The sequence below is a fragment of the Paenibacillus pinihumi DSM 23905 = JCM 16419 genome (genome assembly GCF_000422505.1).
Lineage (GTDB): Bacteria > Bacillota > Bacilli > Paenibacillales > Paenibacillaceae > Paenibacillus_D > Paenibacillus_D pinihumi.
In genome coordinates this window covers 995983-1013244 of record NZ_KE383864.1, presented here as the reverse complement: position 1 = coordinate 1013244, position 17262 = coordinate 995983, and the positions used below count along the sequence as shown (strand labels likewise).

Annotated in this window: 12 protein-coding genes; 10 read left to right on the top strand and 2 right to left on the bottom strand. The window is 52.4% G+C overall.

The window, feature by feature from the left end; translation table 11 throughout:
* Positions 1-27 precede the first annotated feature (27 nt).
* The 4 genes from secD to recJ all read left to right on the top strand — a co-directional run bounded on the left by secD (position 28) and on the right by recJ (position 5605).
* Entirely contained in the window at positions 28-1296 is a 1269-nt protein-coding gene (secD, locus tag H583_RS35425; RefSeq protein WP_051236635.1) for a protein translocase subunit SecD, read from the top strand.
* Entirely contained in the window at positions 1286-2194 is a 909-nt protein-coding gene (gene secF, locus H583_RS35420; RefSeq protein ID WP_051236633.1) for a protein translocase subunit SecF, read from the top strand. The genes secD and secF overlap by 11 nt, the downstream gene beginning before the upstream one ends.
* 21 nt (positions 2195-2215) lie before the next feature.
* The gene (locus tag H583_RS0118820) at positions 2216-3115 is read left to right on the top strand and encodes a cation diffusion facilitator family transporter (protein ID WP_028561826.1); all 900 of its coding nucleotides are present in this window, start codon (positions 2216-2218) and stop codon (positions 3113-3115) included.
* Positions 3116-3205: 90 nt separating this feature from the next.
* Positions 3206-5605 carry a single-stranded-DNA-specific exonuclease RecJ gene (gene recJ, locus H583_RS0118815; RefSeq protein WP_028561825.1) on the top strand — a complete coding sequence of 800 codons (2400 nt, stop codon included), beginning with the start codon at positions 3206-3208 and terminating at the stop codon, positions 5603-5605.
* Between the two features lie 228 nt (positions 5606-5833).
* Here recJ and H583_RS0118810 read toward each other — a convergent pair whose 3' ends face one another.
* Positions 5834-7612 carry an IucA/IucC family protein gene (locus H583_RS0118810; RefSeq protein WP_028561824.1) on the bottom strand — a complete coding sequence of 593 codons (1779 nt, stop codon included), beginning with the start codon at positions 7610-7612 and terminating at the stop codon, positions 5834-5836.
* Between the two features lie 25 nt (positions 7613-7637).
* Entirely contained in the window at positions 7638-8870 is a 1233-nt protein-coding gene (locus tag H583_RS0118805) for an MFS transporter (RefSeq protein WP_028561823.1), read from the bottom strand.
* Between the two features lie 221 nt (positions 8871-9091).
* Between H583_RS0118805 and sbnA the strand changes: the two genes are divergently transcribed.
* The 6 genes from sbnA to H583_RS33455 all read left to right on the top strand — a co-directional run bounded on the left by sbnA (position 9092) and on the right by H583_RS33455 (position 17240).
* The gene (gene sbnA / locus H583_RS33460; RefSeq protein ID WP_245585938.1) at positions 9092-10132 is read left to right on the top strand and encodes a 2,3-diaminopropionate biosynthesis protein SbnA; all 1041 of its coding nucleotides are present in this window, start codon (positions 9092-9094) and stop codon (positions 10130-10132) included.
* Position 10133: 1 nt separating this feature from the next.
* Positions 10134-11147 carry a 2,3-diaminopropionate biosynthesis protein SbnB gene (gene sbnB / locus H583_RS0118795; protein WP_036709954.1) on the top strand — a complete coding sequence of 338 codons (1014 nt, stop codon included), beginning with the start codon at positions 10134-10136 and terminating at the stop codon, positions 11145-11147.
* Positions 11138-12379, top strand: a complete 1242-nt coding sequence (locus tag H583_RS0118790; RefSeq protein WP_051236631.1) for a type III PLP-dependent enzyme — start codon at positions 11138-11140, stop codon at positions 12377-12379. The genes sbnB and H583_RS0118790 overlap by 10 nt, the downstream gene beginning before the upstream one ends.
* Positions 12380-12419: 40 nt before the next feature.
* Positions 12420-14240 (top strand): IucA/IucC family protein, encoded by a 1821-nt coding sequence (locus H583_RS0118785; RefSeq protein ID WP_028561820.1) that lies wholly within the window; start codon positions 12420-12422, stop codon positions 14238-14240.
* Positions 14227-16107: an IucA/IucC family protein gene (locus H583_RS0118780; RefSeq protein ID WP_211228341.1), complete on the top strand. Its 1881-nt coding sequence runs from the start codon at positions 14227-14229 to the stop codon at positions 16105-16107. The genes H583_RS0118785 and H583_RS0118780 overlap by 14 nt, the downstream gene beginning before the upstream one ends.
* Before the next feature lie 134 nt (positions 16108-16241).
* Positions 16242-17240 carry an ABC transporter substrate-binding protein gene (locus H583_RS33455; protein ID WP_051236627.1) on the top strand — a complete coding sequence of 333 codons (999 nt, stop codon included), beginning with the start codon at positions 16242-16244 and terminating at the stop codon, positions 17238-17240.
* The last annotated feature ends 22 nt before the right edge of the window (positions 17241-17262 follow it).

Genomic DNA, 17262 nt, shown 5'->3' with positions numbered 1-17262 from the left:
GAGAATTTAAGGGGGATATAGGGCGTTATGAAAAGGATGCTTGCATTATTGCTGATCGTCGTTGTTACGCTGGGTGTAATCGCGGTGACCAGCCCGTCTTTGGTTCAGCAAGTAAAGCTCGGGCTTGACCTTAAGGGCGGTTTTGAAATTTTGTATGAAGCGGAGCCGCTTATTGAGGGTGGTAAAATTACCCAGGATGCCTTGCGTGAGACCGCAAGAAGCCTGGAGCAGCGTGCCAACAGCACAGGTGTGGCTGAGCCGGAGATTACACCGGAAGGCTCGAACCGGATTCGTGTCAAAATTGCCGGTGTGACGGATGAGGCTGTTGTCCGCGACATTCTCAAGAAGCCGGCTGAACTGACCTTCCGCAGTATGCGCGGATGTGACACAGGAAAACAGGATTTTTGTAAGGTAGAACTGGTCGGAAGTGATTTCACGGAAAATGGAGCCAGTATCCACCAGAATCAGATTGGTGGCTGGGAAATCTCCATTTCGATGAAGAGCGCCAGCAAGTTCGCAGAAGTAACACGCGAAATTGCCAAGCTGCCGCAAGGAAAGAATTTGCTCGCCATTTACCTGGACGAGAACGTCTTGTCCGCGCCGCAAGTGCATTCCGAGATCAATGATACGAAGGCTTCTATTACAGGGAACTACACGCGTGAGGAAGCGAAGAAGGTTGCCGATACAATCAACCTGGGTGCTCTGCCGCTTAAACTTACGGAGAAGTATACGCAGAGCGTAGGGGCGACTCTCGGTCAGCTTTCCTTGCAGCAGACGGTATTTGCCGGAACGCTTGGAACAATTCTCGTATTGCTGTTTATGCTGATCTTCTACCGTCTGCCTGGTTTGGTATCCAGCATTTCACTGATCACTTATATCTGGCTGCTGCTCCTCGGCTTTAACCTGATGGGGGCGACGCTGACACTGCCTGGTATTGCCGCCTTTATTCTCGGGATCGGTATGGCAGTTGACGCCAACATTATTACTTTTGAACGGATCAAGGAAGAAATGCGCAGCGGCAAGAGCCTGCTGTCCTCGCTGAAGGCTGGTTCCAAGAACTCTTTCCGGACCATTATGGATGCCAACTTGACAACCATTATTGCCGGTGCTGTTCTGTTCTTTATCGGGACAGGCTCCGTCAAGGGCTTCGCGGTCATTCTGATAATGAGCATTATCGTTAGTATCATTACGAATGTCGCTTACTCCAGATTGCTTCTGTACTTGCTGATCCGTAGTGGTCTTGTGACTAAACCTGGCTTTTTCGGCGTGAAGGAGAGTGATATCCGTGCGTTATAATTCCAAATTCGATTTTGTAAAAAGCAGCAAACCTTTTATTATCTTTTCGATTCTGATTACGGTGCTCGGAATCGGTGCGTTGATTTTTGCAGGCTTTAACTATGGTGTAGATTTCAGGGCGGGGTCCAACGTGGATATTGTGCTCTCCAAGCCGGTAGCCAATGAGGAAATCAATAAGTTCCTGACGGAAAAAAATGTGGGGCATTATACAATGACAACCGGTACAGACCGGGTTTCCCTTCGTTTCGATGATATTTTAACGGATGTGCAAGAAAAAGAGCTGAAGGCTGGCTTCACGGAGAAGTTAGACCCGAATGCGTCTATGGAGGTCAATACCGTTGATGTGCAGATGGCCAGAGAACTGCAATTCAATGCGCTTTTGGCACTTTCGCTTGCAAGTCTCGGGATTCTGATCTATATCAGCTTCCGTTTCGAATGGCGCTTTGCGCTCGCTGCAATTATCGCGCTTGTGCATGACGCATTTATCGTTATCAGCATATTCTCGATTTTCCGGCTGGAAGTCAATCTGACCTTTATCGTTGCGGTATTGACCATCATTGGTTACTCGATCAATGACACCATCGTAATTTTTGACCGGATCAGGGAGAATCTGCGCTTTGCCAAGATCAAATCGCCTGTAGATCTGGCAATCCTTGTTAACCGTAGTATCTGGGAAACGTTGACGCGTTCCATCAATACGGTCGTAACCGTTGTTTTCGGGGCGCTTGCCTTGTATATTTTCGGCAGTGAATCCATTCGTTTGTTCTCGCTTGCGATTTTGATCGGTCTGGTAGCGGGTGCTTACTCCTCTATCTTTATCGCGAGCCCGATCTGGCTTGCACTTCGCAGCAAAGCGAAGCCAAAATCGGCGCCAAAAACGCCAGCGACTACTTCTTAAGGATCTTAAGGGGGGCGTCTCATGAGAAACAGACAGCATGATGCGGCGGAGAAAACTGCTAGCAGTGGAATGCTGGGCAATGCAGCGCTGGCTTTGATTAAGGCGCTGGTCGGAGGGACTTCCGGAAGTGCGGCGCTGCTGGCCGATGCGGTTCGCAGCGCTACAGAAGCGGCTGTCAGTTCCGCATCATTGCTGGGACTGCGCAGAAGAGGGCGCAGTGCTCCAGCAGGCCGGGCGGGTATGCGCAAGACAGAGCTTGCAGCAAGCCTGTTCGTTACCATCGTGCTGCTCGTTGTCGGACTGGAGCTTGCAGTTTCGTCATACCGGATGTTGGCCGATGGCGTTGATCATGCACCCCATTGGTCGGCGCTTGCGGTTGCTGTATGCGCCCTGCCTGTAAAACGGTGGGTACTGCGTATTAAGGAGGGCCGTCTTGAACTGATGGCCTCGCTCATCACGATATTGGGTATCGGTTCTGCGTATGCAGGTGAACTCGCGGGTATTCCAGCCTTATATTATCTGGACCCTGCTGCCGGCTTTATTGTATCGCTTATTGTGATGCTTTGCGGATACCGTCTGATTGCTGGTGAGGTTGTACCGGTATCCGGCAGCGAGGCGTATCCGGAAGATACTCAGGAATTCATGCAGTTTATTCAGCGTATTGAGGGCGTTATTACGATTGAGGAATTGCATGCCAGAGAACAAGGACATTATGTCCGTGTAGATATGCGGATCAGTGTAAATCCGCGCATCTCGGTATTTGAAGGACAGGAAATTGCCAAGCGGGTCAAGGAACTCGTCATGAAGCGGTTTATTCATATTTCCGAAGTTACGGTATCTGTTGATCCTTATGATCCGGGCTATCCTTACAAATCCAATCATGATCCGAACCAGGAGCATATGCCCACGCTGCTTCAATAGCTATTGACAGCTACAGGCGGCTGTACCCCCACAAAGCGCATTTCGAGGGGTACAGCCGCTTTGCTCTTTAGAACAGGAGGGAACTGTGTAATGATTCGTCCGAAGACAAGGTGGATACAAGAAACGGAAAATAGCGGTCAGGAAGAGGCTGCACAACAGCTGTCCGAAAGTCTGGGACTGCCGCCGCTGATGGCGAGACTTCTCGTTCAGCGCGGCATTACAAATGCCGGGCAGGCACAGTCCTTTTTATACGGAGGGGAAGAAGAACTGCATGATCCCTTTTTGTTAAAGGGAATGGAGCCGGCGGTCCAGCGGATTCAGCTGGCACAAGAGCGGGGAGAGAAGGTCCGTATTTACGGTGACTATGATGCGGACGGCATTTCCAGCACTTCATTTATGATTCATCTGTTCAACAAGCTCGGACTGAGCTTTGACTATTATATCCCGCACCGCCAGCAGGAAGGGTACGGACTGAATACGAATGCAATTGACAAGGCGGCTGAGGCAGGGGTGGCCCTGATTGTCACGGTCGATACAGGCATCAGCGCAGTGGAGCAAATCGCCTATGCCCGCTCCTTACATATCGATGTCGTTGTGACCGATCACCATGAGCCTCCCGAGGTTTTGCCTGATGCGGCGGCGATTGTCAACCCCAAGCAGGAGGATTGCCCTTATCCATTCAAGGGCCTGGCTGGAGCCGGGGTAGCCTTCAAGCTCGGTCAGGCGCTGCTCGGCAGGCCGCCGTTGGAGTGGGTGGAGATTACGACAATCGGGACGATTGCCGATCTGATGCCTCTTACCGGAGAGAACCGGTACCTGGTACGGGCGGGGCTGTCACAGATGGCTTCCACAACCAACGGGGGAATTCGGGCGCTTGCCGAAGTCGCCGGAATTGAGCTGGTGAATGTCAATTCGACCCAGGTTGCCTTTGGCATGGCGCCGCGGATTAATGCGAGCGGGCGGCTTGCCCATGCTGATCTGGCTGTTCATTTGCTCACAACGGATAATGCTGAGGAAGCGCTCGCGGCTGCGGTCAGGCTCGATGAGCTGAACAAGGAACGCCAGCAGATGGTTGAGGAAATGGTTCAGGAGGCTGAGAAACAGCTGGAGAAAAAAAGCGGTTCGCAAGATTCTTTACCGGGATCTTCCGTCACGGTCGCTGCTGGAGAGGGCTGGAATGTGGGCGTCATTGGCATCGTCGCTTCCAAGCTGATTGATAAAAAGTACAGGCCGGCTCTCGTGTTCGGGATTGATCCCGAAACCGGCATTTGCAAGGGATCAGCCCGGTCCATCGACGGCTTTGATCTTTACCGGGCGCTGCGGGAATGCGATGACCTGCTGATGCATTACGGCGGACACCAGGCTGCGGCAGGGATGACCCTGCACCGCGACCAGCTTCCGGAGCTGGAGCGAAGACTTGGGGAGCTTGCTGATAAATGGCTTTCCGCAGAGGATTGGCAGCGGCGAACGAAGATTGACGCCGAATGCCTGCTGGACGAGGCGGACATGGGGACGATCGGACAGCTTGAGCTGCTGGAGCCGTTTGGCATTGGCAACCCGAAGCCGCGTTTGCTGCTGCGGAAGGTAGAGGTTGAAGAGGCACGGGCAATGGGGAAGGAAGGCCGCCATTTACGGTTGACGCTCCGGCAGCAGGGCAAGCGGCTGGAGGCTGTCGGCTTCGGAGACGGAGGCATTGCCGGACGGCTTAGCAGCGGTGCTGTGGCGGACGTGATTGGTGAGCTGGCCGTCAATGAATGGAACGGCACACGCAAGCCGCAGCTCATGCTCTCGGATTTAAGAGTGGAGAGCATTCAACTGTTCGATTATCGCAATGACCGTTATCCTGAGGAGACGCTGGAGCGCCTGCTCAAGGAACGCAGCCGCCAGTTTACCACAGAGGATACGATTATTGTCCTGATGAGGGATGACAAGGCATTTGCAGAATCGGCAGCGGCTGTCCAGGAAGCTGTTCCGCAGCAGGGACCGCGGATTATGTTCAAGGATTACCGGACGCTGAGTGCTCCAGAGAGATGCCAGGAACTGATTCTGCTCCACTGCCCTCCGTCTGCTGAAGAATTGGCCGCTGCACTAGGCTGCTGCAGGGAGCTGGGGGCTGTAACCGCCCTGTACAGCATAGACAGGAAGCACCGGGCCGGATTTCCCGGCCGCGAGCATTTCGGGAAAGTGTATCAGATGCTGAAACAGATGCCCCGGGAGGAACTGAATGATACGGAACTTCCTGAACGGTTGAGCACACGGATCGGCTGGGCGACGGATATGGTTGCGATGATGCTGGCAGTATTTGAGGAGCTGGAATTTATTGCGGTCCAGGACGGAGGACTTACAGTGAATGCTGCTCCCCGGAAGCGCGAGCTTGGAGAATCTTCCGCCTATCAGGCGGGGCAGGCTGCTGCCGAAGAGAACCGTCTGTTGTTTGCCGATGCGGCGGAATTGTCTGCCTGGATCAGCGAACGGGTTCATTCCGTCTAGCCGCCGGTGAAAGCCGGCTGTTTGGAATCTTTTATGGACTGCTAGCGGATAAATCATATACATGGATAGATTAAGGGGTTGCTCCCAAGTCACAGTTTGACTTGAGGGGCGACCCCTTTTTAACGTTATTAATTTAAATGCTTAATAGGAAAAATGACTCCATTTAAGAATCAGAACAACAGCGATCGGAAGTCCCCCTTTCTCGCAGCGTTGCTTCAGCATTTCATGTCAACGGATGTGTTTAACCGGGTTGGGGATATCCACGTATAAGGGCTTCTCTCCCCGCTTATGGAAGCGGCTGAGCAGGTTGGCCTTGGCCGGAAGGGTGTCCGAATCCAGCAAATCTTTCAGAACCGCAGACATGTAGGAATGCCCGGCCCACTGGCGATCTTGTTGCATCTGTTGAAGTGTGTTGCGGACGACAAGCCAAAAGGGTTCTTCGTCTTGCCTGCTGCACAGGGCAAGACGTTGAATTAAATGGCTGAGATGATTGACAAAGAAATAATATTTTAACCGGTGGCGTGTTTCAGCCTCACTGTACAGCACCGGACTTTCCTCCTCGACAAGTGTGCCGGTCCAACCGTTCATCCGGGAAATATCCCGGTTCACGCTTATGCCTTCCAGATCCCGGATATAGAAGATGGATGGCATTCCGTGCTCAAGACCAATCATAGCGTTCTGGACATGGGCTTCCAGACTGATGCCTTTCTCTACAAACAGTTGGAGGACCGGTTTCATGGAGATATCCAAATACGTCTGGAACCAGGATATCCATTCCGGCTCTTCATCCTTCAAGCCATTTCGCACGGCGTGGAACAAGAGCGGCATGCTGTCTCCCGGAGGTATTTCCAGCAACGAGGCGATGACATATGGAGGCTGATTGGAATCATTGCAAGCCGCCGGGGCCTCCCGCATAATCATGGAAAATCCGGCTGTGACCCTATCGCTGACCTGCTGTGCGGCATCCGGAATCTGCACGGTCCGGTATCCTTCATCGAGCAGAATGCGGAAGGACGGGGGGAAATACGATTCTTTCCGGACCTTATGTACGATCCTGGCGGCATCATAGGTGCGCAGGAGCTGCTCCAGATTGTTCTCTCGTATGAAGTTGGTAATCCGGATATGAAGCGAAAGCTTATAGAAACAGTTGTCTTCTGCATTCCACACGGTGCGTACCGATGAGGTCGGATACACGACAGGTCCTGAAGCTCCAAGGTCGATAATAATCTGCTTGCGGACCAGCTCCTGTACGGGTGGCAAAGACAGCAGATAGCGGGCCTGCCACGGGTGGCAGGGGAGAAGCGCATAGTTATCCAATGCACCGTTCACCTTGCTCCGGGCAGCCTGTCTCAACGCTTCTGGTACCCACGGGGCATCATTTCCGGACATATGGGGAGCCAGCCAGTTCTCTGCCAGATGTGAACGTGCTATAGCAAAGCCATGAAGTGTGAAAGATGTCCGAAACTCGGGAGAATAGGCCAGAGAATCTTCCGGGCTGAAACCTTCCAGGCTTTTTGGTGTCGGGTGGAACGGATGTCCGCCAAGGAGCAGTTGCTCGCAAGTCCGGAAGTCCAGATTGATCTTTGACTGTTTGAGAAAATGATGGAAGTACCTCTCCATATGACGTTTGCTGTTGTTCAGCAGACGTTCCAGCTCCTCCTTTTTCACAGATCTCGCAGCCGGATCAGATTCGGCAAATGAGATCTCTCCTGTCAGCATGCTCATCAGCGTCTCCATATCAAGATTTTGCCTTTGACCGTCATGATCTTTATAGAACTCGTCGCCAAACACATGATGTCCGCCTGGCGAGAGATGCAATAATATGCCGTAAACGGTTATTCCGGTACGAGGCAGTTCGACCTGAAGATTTAAGGGATGAGTTGGGCCGGACACTGGACAAAACTGGCTGGTCTCACGAAGGTAAGTATTCAACAATCGGCTGAAGCTTTCTTTCAACGCATATACGGAAGGATTAACGTCAAGCAATACCGTTTGTGGTTCAGACATTTTGCGGGACCTCCCTGCGAAATAATTAATTTATGGGCAGCTTTGTCTTGCGCAGCCGGGATATTGCCGGCAATTGAGTGAGCAGTATGGAGGCAGCCAGCATGATGCTTCCCATAACGAGGAAGACAGTGGACATTCCCATCTGGACTCCGATAAAGACACCGATCGAAGGACCGGATATTTGACCGATCATGAGCAGGCTGTTGGTCGCTCCTACGCGGATTCCGCGGTCCAGATTTGATGAGGAGCGGAGCACCGCAAGCATGACGGTTTGCAGCAATGCGCTGTAGAAGAATCCTTGGAGAAAGCGGAAAATCATTAGCCAGATTAGTCCGAATGGCGCAATTTGCGCCATCAGGCAAACGGCACAGAGGATACTGGCAACGAGACAATTGCGCTCCAGCCGGCTTTTGTCATTCCGTTTCCCCCACCACGGCGCCCCCACCAGCTCTCCAAGCGAGGATATGGCAAGCAGCAGGCCCACAGTTGCCGCGGCATTTGCTGGGGAATGGAACAGCTCGTTAATAAACGGCGTAAACACAGCAAATGTTGAAAAGTCGACCAGCTTAAACAACATTCCTGCAATAATAAATTTTCTGACCACAGAATGGCGCAGCAGAGCCAGGAAGGTGGGAAGAACACCTTTTCGTTTTTCGTCTAAAGTGGCAGCGCGAGCTTCTTGTCTCCCCGTTAATGCATATGCGGCATACAGGGCAAGTGCCCCGGTCAGGATTGCGGTGGTCAGCAGCAGGGAGCGGCTTCCCCATGTATTGACGTACAAGCCGCCGAGCAGAGGCCCGAGCAGCAAGCCAAGCGCGGAAGCACGCTCCAGTCTGCCAAGGGCAAGACCCTGCTTTTTGGGATGAGCATGTGTGCCGACATATGCGCTGCTGGCATCCGAGATTCCGCCGAATGCCCCTTGGCATAGCCGGAAGAGGAAAAACTGGAACGGTGTCTGGGCGACGGCCATAAGAAACATGCTGACTGCCAGGCCCAGCAGTGCCCGCGCAACCATCCATTTACGGCTCCACCGGTCGCCAAGCTTTCCCCATAACGGGGTAAAAATAGCGTAGGAGATGGCAGGAGCCGACAAGGAGAGGCCTGTCCAGAACAGAATGGCTTCCGGGTTGCCGGCATTCAGCGTCTCCATGTAGTAGGGGATAAAAGGGCTGATTCCGGTTAGCCCCAGACTGGTTAAAAAGCGGCCCCCCCACAAGATGCCGGCATCTCTTTTCCATGCTAGTTGTTCGTGTTCCACTTCACACCCCTCTTTTCGATACCCGATACAGAATGATGACGCCTAAAGACTATCAAGAATAATTATCATTGTCAATTGGCAGAAAGAAAAATTTTTCCATTGAAATTTCTTTATTGACAGGAATAAAAAGGAATTACATAATAATTTGCGAATGCCTAAATGAAAATCATTATCATTGCAAAAGTGCATTCATATTCCCCGAAGAAGGCTGGTGTGCCCCTTTGAAGAACAGTGCAGTGCAGGCAAAGGAACCCTACACGGAAACGGCAAGTTGCATTATCGATTGTATCGGACGTACACCATTGGTTCGCTTGAACGCTCTATATGGGCCGGGCGGACCGTCCGTTTATGCAAAGCTGGAGCTGATGAATCCCGGTGGCAGCATGAAGGATCGACCTGCAAGGTATATTATCGAGCAAGGTCTGAAGGACGGTACAATCCGTCAAGACACACATCTGATCGAGAGTACATCAGGCAATCTGGGAATCGGCCTTGCTATGGCGGCCAAAAGATACGGTCTGAAATTTACCTGTGTCGTTGATCCGAAGATTACACCGACCAATCTGCGTTTGATCTCGTACCTGGGCGCTGGCATCGATATGGTCAGTGTTCCTGATGAGCATGGGAGTTACCTGCAGGCCCGAATCCGCAGAGTCAAGGAGCTGGTAGAGAAGGACAGGCATGGATATTGGATTAATCAATATGCAAATCCGCTGAACTGGCAGGCACATTATCATGGGGCAGGCGAGGAAATTGTGCAGCAAATGGGCAACCAGAGTGTAGATTATCTGGTTTGCGCCGTCAGCACGACAGGCAGCATTCTCGGCATAGCCAGAAGAATACGGGAAGCGCATCCACGCGTGAAAGTGGTGGCGGTGGATGCTGTGGGCTCGGTCATCTTCGGAACACCGTCAAGCGCCCGGGAGCTGCCCGGAATTGGAGCCAACCGGGTACCGGAGCTGTTCACCCCGGAGGAGATCGACCGGGTCATCCATGTTGATGACCGCAGCTCGGCAGCGGGATGCCGGTTACTGATTGAGCGGGAAGGAATTTTCGCCGGGGGATCATCAGGATCGATTGTGGCGGCCTTGCAGCAGCTCATCCCGGCCCTCTCCCCTTCTGCGAATGTTGTCACTATTTTTCCGGACCGGGGAGAACGTTATCTGGATAGTGTATATGACGAGCAATGGGTAAATGCGCTGCCTAAAGCCAATGCCTGCGGCTGTATGCCGGAAATAAACGTTGAACAAGGAGTGAAATGATGTGAATCAAGGACATGAAATTTTATATTTGAGCAAGCAGGATATCATTGGGCTGGGCGGAGAGCAATCGGCTATCTATGTGGAGTCTGTAAGCCGGGCGCTGGAACTTCACAGCAAGGGCGATTATGTACAGCCGCTTAAACCTTATCTGCGGACAGCCGGTTCAGACGGACATATTGCCGATCGCATTATTGCAATGCCGGCCCATGTCGGCGGCGATGTTGCCATGAGCGGGCTCAAGTGGGTGGGCAGCAAGCATGACAATCCCGCAAGACGGAACAAGGAGCGGGCAAGCGCACTGATTATTTTGAATGACCCGGAATCGAACTATCCGGTTGCGATTATGGAGGGCAGCCTGATCAGCGGCATGCGCACAGCTGCTGTCACAGTCATCGGGGCAAGGCATTTGGCAAGAGAGGGCTTTGGCACCGTATCGGTGATCGGCTGCGGCGTAATCGCAAAAATGCAAATCGTCTCCCTGCTTGAGCAATTCAGTGCGGTTCATATGCTGCACCTTTTTGACCTTAACGCTGCAGCGGCCAGTCATCTTGCTCAAGAAATCAGGCAGCAATTCCCGCATGTTGAGGTGCTGGCGGAAGAGACGGCCGAGCAAGCGGTCAGGAAGGCGGAGGTGCTTGTTACCGCAACGGTTGCCTCAGAGCCTTATATTCCGTTTGAGTGGCTGGCAAAGGGAACCTTCGTGAGCAATATCTCGATTATGGATTTGCATAAGGATGTCTTTATCAGGGCGGATAAAGTTGTGGTTGACGATTGGGAGCAGTCCAACCGGGAGAAAAAGATCATCAACCAGCTTGTTTTAGAGGGTAAATTCTCCAGGGAACAGCTTCATGCCGAGCTCGGACAGATATTGTCCGGAAGCCGCCCGGGACGCGAAACAGAGGACGAAATTATTGTGCTGAATCCGATGGGGATGGCTGTAGAAGACATCGCCAGTGCTGCATCCTTGTATGCCAAGGCGGCCTCTGCGGGGAAAGGAACCCGGTTATGGCTCTAGAGCTTGCAGGGAACAGTCGGGAGACGGAACAAATCGTTGCGTTTATTCATGAGCATAAAAGCAAGCAAACCGATCCATTTTGTGCATACTTGCATCATATGCCTGGGTTGCGTACCACAGCGAACAACCGTGTGCAATCCTTACCGGAATTTTGCCGGCTGTTCTATGCGGTGAAGGCGAATTCAGAACCACATATCTTGCAGGCACTGGCCCCGATTGTCCATGGATTCGAGGCGGCTTCGCTGGGGGAGATTGTGAAAATCCGCCAGGCTGCTCCTGACAGTCCAATTTTGTTTGGTGGGCCCGGCAAAACGCTGGAAGAGCTGGAAGGCGCATTGCGGCATAACGTCCACCTGATTCATGCGGAAAGCATTCATGAGTTGAACAAGCTCAATGCCATTGCCCAGCGTCACGGGCGAATGGTCAGTGTGCTGTTGCGCATTAATTTGCGCGGTCCGCTGCCTGCAGCAACACTCGCAATGGGAGGGCGTCCAACCCAGTTCGGCATGGATGAGACGCAGATCGGCCAAGTAATACAGCATGTGAAGCAACTCCCTTTTCTTCGGGTAGAAGGATTTCACTTTCACTCGTTGTCCAATAATCTGGATGCGGGAGAGCATATCAAGCTCGTTCAGCATTACATTCGCCTTGCGGGCGAGTGGGCCGGGAAGTACGGGGTGGAACTGAACTATTTGAACGCTGGCGGCGGCCTTGGCGTGAACTATGCCGATTTGGACGCGCAGTTTGATTGGGGAGCTTTTGTAAGCGGGCTTGAGAATGAGATCCGCAAGGACATGCGTCCAGAAACGGCTTTGTTGTTCGAATGCGGGCGATATATGACCGCTGCTTCCGGCTACTACGCTGCTGAAGTGCTGGATATTAAGCAAAATCACGGCAGGCATTATGTTATTGTGCGTGGTGGAACCCATCAGTTCAGGCTGCCCGCTTCGTGGCAGCACAGTCACCCGTTTGAAGTGATCCCCGTGCAGGAGTGGGAATATCCTTATGATCGTCCTGCAGTCGAAGCGGTACATGTAACGGTGGTCGGCCAGCTTTGTACACCGAAGGATGTCCTGGCACAGGATGTACCGGTCAAGCAGGTGCGTGCAGGAGACATCATCCTGTTCCGGTACGCAGGCGCTTACGGGTGGGCGATCTCGCATCATGATTTTCTGAGCCACCCGCATCCCGGCCACTATTATCTGGAGCCGTCGCCGGTTTCTGTGACCTGATTTAGCTCAAATGCCCAATGACCAATTTGGAGGTGGATGTATGGATCATTTTTCTTGGCAGCCCCTGCTCTCGGAACAATCCGTCCGGGTGAGAAGGCGGATCTTTCGCCAGTTGCTGGAGTCTTTCTTGTACGAGCAGGTATTGACGCAGCCGGGTATTACGGGGGAGACCGAAACTGAGTATGTGCTGCACGGGGCAAGCCAGGCTGGCGAAGCCGTGCAATACTGTTTCCGTGCAGCCCGGTCGGCAAGTTTTGGCCGTATCCGGCTGGCGGAGGAGCCGGTTATGCGGGTTGTGGCAGGCCGCGCGGCCGAGGCGGAATCGCTGCAAGTATTTTTGCTGGAGATCGCAGCTTCTCTGCCCGCAGCCGAGGCGAGACTTTCCGCGTTTATCGATGAGGTTCAGCAGACCCTTCTCAAGGATACAATGGCGGCCGAATTCTGCACGGGCGGGGATAACCATGAGGCAGGCTATGATGAGTGGGAAGGAGACTTGATGGATGGCCACCCGTACCATCCCTGCTACAAATCCAGAATCGGCTTCACGCTTAAGGAAAACAGGGCCTATGGGCCTGAATTCAAGCCGGATATCCGGCTCATTTGGATTGCGTTGCATAAATCCGCTGTAAGTCTATCGATATCAGAATCGCTGTCCTATGAGGAATTCATGCGGCAAGAGCTGGGGGAGGACAGCTTGCGCCGGTTTAAAGCCATGCTCCGTGAGCAAGGCTTCCAGCCTGGGGAATTTGTGCTGCTTCCGGTCCATCCGTGGCAGTGGGAGCGAATTATAGCAGTCGAATTCGCAGAGCAGCTTCGTACAAGGGAACTGATATATTTGGGGACAGGGGAAGATCTGTACCGGCCGCAGCAATCAATTCGTACACTGGCTAACAGGAGCGATAGCGCCAAGGCGTATGTCAAGCTCCCGCTTAATATCGTCAACACCTCATCCGGTCGGATTCTGGCCCGCCACACGATTATGAATGCAGCGCCAATTTCGGACTGGCTTGGCAAAATCATAGCGGGTGATCCTTTTTTGCGGGATACGCACCGGGTCATTGTGCTCAAGGAGGTGCTGGGTGTCTCTTACCAGCATCAGAAGCTTCCGAATGTGCTGGAGCAGAAAGTTTACGGGTCTCTTGGCGCCATTTGGCGGGAAAGCCTGCATCCTCATGTAGCTGCCGGAGAAAAGGCATTTCCCTATAACGTTCTGGTGCATAACAATGCCAAAGGCATACCGTTCATTGATCCGTGGATTCAGGAGCATGGCGTAGAGCGCTGGCTGGATGCTCTGTTTTCTGCATCAGTTTTACCTTTGATCCATTTGCTTGTCGTGCATGGTGCTGCCCTGGAATCGCATGCGCAAAATATGATTGTGATTATGAAGGACGGCCTCGCTGAACGTATTGCGCTGAAGGATTTTCATGATGGAGTCCGGTATTCACCGAAGCTTGCGAATCCGCTCGGATATCCCCGCATCGAGTATCCCCCTGCCAATCATCAGCGGCCTAACCGCAATTCATTCATCGAGAAGGAGCGGCCGGAGGAGCTGCGGGATTTTCTGTTCGATGCTTTGTTCATGATCAATCTGTCGGAGCTGGCGTTTTTTCTGTCCCGTCATTATGGCTTTGCCGAACAGCGCTTCTGGGAAACAGCGGCGAAGATAATAATCGGCTATCAAAATCAATATCCCGAACTACAGGAACGTTTCGGTCAATTCGATCTGTTTGCGCCGGAGATTGAAGTGGAGCAGTTGGCCAGACGACGAATTGATGACCGTGCCGACTGTGTGCATACCGTCTGCAATCCGCTTTTTCAATACCGTCCAATAAATGCAAGGAGGAATCATGAGCATGTATAGCGCCGATGAACGTTCAGGAGAATTTGCACTTCGTTCGGCTGAGCAGAAGCTGTATGAAGAAGCATTAGCTTCCCCCCATTATCGAGCCGTAAGACGGCGGATTTTCCGCCAACTGATTGAATCGCTGCTATTCGAAAAAGTAATCGGCTGTAAGGAAAGCCAAGCCGATGAAGGGGAGAACTGGAGGATTGAAGGAGTGAGCGCAGACAGAGAGCCTGTCGTCTATGCGTTCCAGGCCGAGCGCCGCTGCCATAATTTCGGGCGCATCCGGCTCGGCAAGCATCCTGTGATGCGTGAGTATGGGGGAGTACGATCCGAGGCGGATTCACTTGCACGGTTTCTCTCGGAAATGGCTTCCGTCATCGGAGCTGATCCGGCAAAGCTGAACCATTTTGCAATAGAGCTGGAGCAGACACTGATTAATGACACGCTGGCCCAGTACAAGCGGCATCAGGAGCAGCGGGAACTGCATGGCCTGGGCTACGATGAGTGGGAGAGCGGGATCACCGATGGACATCCCTACCATCCCAGCTATAAGTCAAGAATCGGATTCGATATCGCCGATCAGATCATGTACGGTCCGGAATTTGCAGCTCCAATTCGTCTTGTCTGGGTAGCTCTTCACCGCGGGCTTGCGCGCGTAAGCCATTCCTCGCGGCATCCAGCCCCGGGTACGGCAATGTGGGATCAGGAACAACTGGGGGAAGCCGGATACATCACCTTTGTGGAGAAGCTTCACAGAGCGGGCGTGAATCCCGATGACTATGTGATGCTGCCCGTACACCCGTGGCAGTGGCGGGAGACGATTACTTCGGCCCTTGCCGCGGATATTCAGAGCAAGCACATCATATGGCTTGGCTGCCCGGAAGATCGCTACTCCGCCCAGCAGTCGATTCGGACGCTGGCGAACCGCACGGAAATATTAAGGCCCAACATCAAGCTGTCGCTTAGTATTCTGAACACCTCTACGAGCCGTATTCTGGCTCCCCATACCGTTGAGAATGCACCGGCGATTTCAGATTGGCTGATCCGTATTGCCCGGGAGGACACCTATCTGCGTGATGAATGCAGGGTCATTCTGCTTGGAGAAATAGCCGGAATTGCCTACGACAACAACCATCTGCCGGAGCCTTTGCAGCCCCGTGCTTACGGCACTCTATCTTGCATTTGGCGGGAGAGCCTGCATACGCGGCTGGATAACGGGGAAGCGGCTGTTCCGTATAATGCCTTATGCGCTGTGGATACAAAAGGCCAGCCGCTCATCGCTCCCTGGATCAAGAGCTTCGGGATAATGCAATGGCTCGATGAGCTGCTGCGGGCAAGCATCAGTCCTGTCATACACTTCTTGTACGGCTACGGGATTGCGCTGGAGTCGCATGCTCAAAATATGCTGCTGGTGCACCGGGGCGGGCTTCCTGTCCGAGTGGCTTTGAAGGATTTTCATGATGGCATCCGGTTTGCGGAGGCGGGCCTGGCAAATCCGGGCGATCTCCCGGAGCTGCGCCAGACACCGGAATACCACCAGCGCGTCAACCGGAACTCATTTCTTGTAACATCCGATCTGGATGCTGTCCGTGACTTTGTACATGACGCTTTCTTTTTTATCAATCTCGGCGAGTTGGCGATCTTCCTTCAAGAGCATTTCGGCTATCAGGAACAGGCGTTTTGGCTTCAAGTCTGCGGTGTGATCAGCCGTTATCAGGAGCGGTTCCCGGAGCATGGCCGGCGCTACAGCCAATTCCCGCTTTTTGAGCTTCAAATTGGCGTAGAGAAATTAACAGCCCGCCGGTTGTATCCGGATACGGAATTGCATATTCATCAGGTCGAAAATCCATTGTTTTCTGTACATTCCATTGCTAATGTATAATTATGGATATTTTTATCTTCTATTTAATATTGTGCATGAAATTAAAAGGTTTCTGCATGGACACTAAAAATTGGTTGCGTTATAATCACTAATAATGATTATCATTATTGGCTAACACAGGGGGATACAAGAAAATGCAGTCGAGTTTAAAGTACCGCAACCGTCATTTGGCCGTAATAGGCATGCTTATGCTGTCAATTGTATTGCTATTTTCCGGTTGCAGCAATGCCAAGACAGGGTCTAATGCGTCACAGAATGAGGGACAGGGAGCAGACAACAAGCAGCCTGCAACAAATGCTTACGGTGCGGAAGTCCGCAAAGTTAAAGATGCATACGGTGAGGTTGAAGTGCCGGACAAGCCGTCCAAAATTGTTGTACTTGATATCGGAGCGCTGGATAATTTGCTGGAGCTGGGCATCAAGCCGGTGGGCGCACCGTCCATTTTGACTGCTGGCGACCCATACCCTGCTTACCTGAAGGGTACGGATGGGGTTACCAATATCGGGACAGTCAATGAGCCGAATCTGGAAGCGATTGATGCTTTGAAGCCCGATCTCATTATCGGGAACAAAGATGCACATGATGCCATTCACGATCAGTTGAAGCAAATTGCCCCTACGGTGTTTGTGGAAACTTTGGGCGTTACCTGGAAAGCCAATCTTCAGCTTCACGCTGAAACGGTAAACAAGCAGGCAGAGGGCGAGAAACTGCTTGAGGCATACAAGCAAAAAACGGAAGCCATTCAAGCAAAGCTTGCAGATGCAAAAGGCAGTCAAATATCATTGATCCGTCCGCGGGCTGATAAAATTCAAGCTTATCTGGAAGATACATTCGCCGGAACAATTATGAAGGATTCGGGGATTACCCGCCCGGCGGCACAAACGGGAGACGGCTTCTCCAAGGATATTACCGAAGAACAGATCGCAGAGCTGGATGGAGACCTTATTCTCTGGTTTAACCGGGAGCCGGATGCTTTTGCCAAACTGGAGAAAAGTCCTTTATGGGCTTCCCTAAAGGGCGTTCAGAACAAGCAGGTTCATGCGGTGGACTGGGAATATTGGATGAGCGGGCTCGGTATTCAAGCAGTAAATAAAGTTTCCGATGATTTGGAATCCTTCCTGTTTGCAAACTGAGCTGTAAAAGTGTATCGCAATG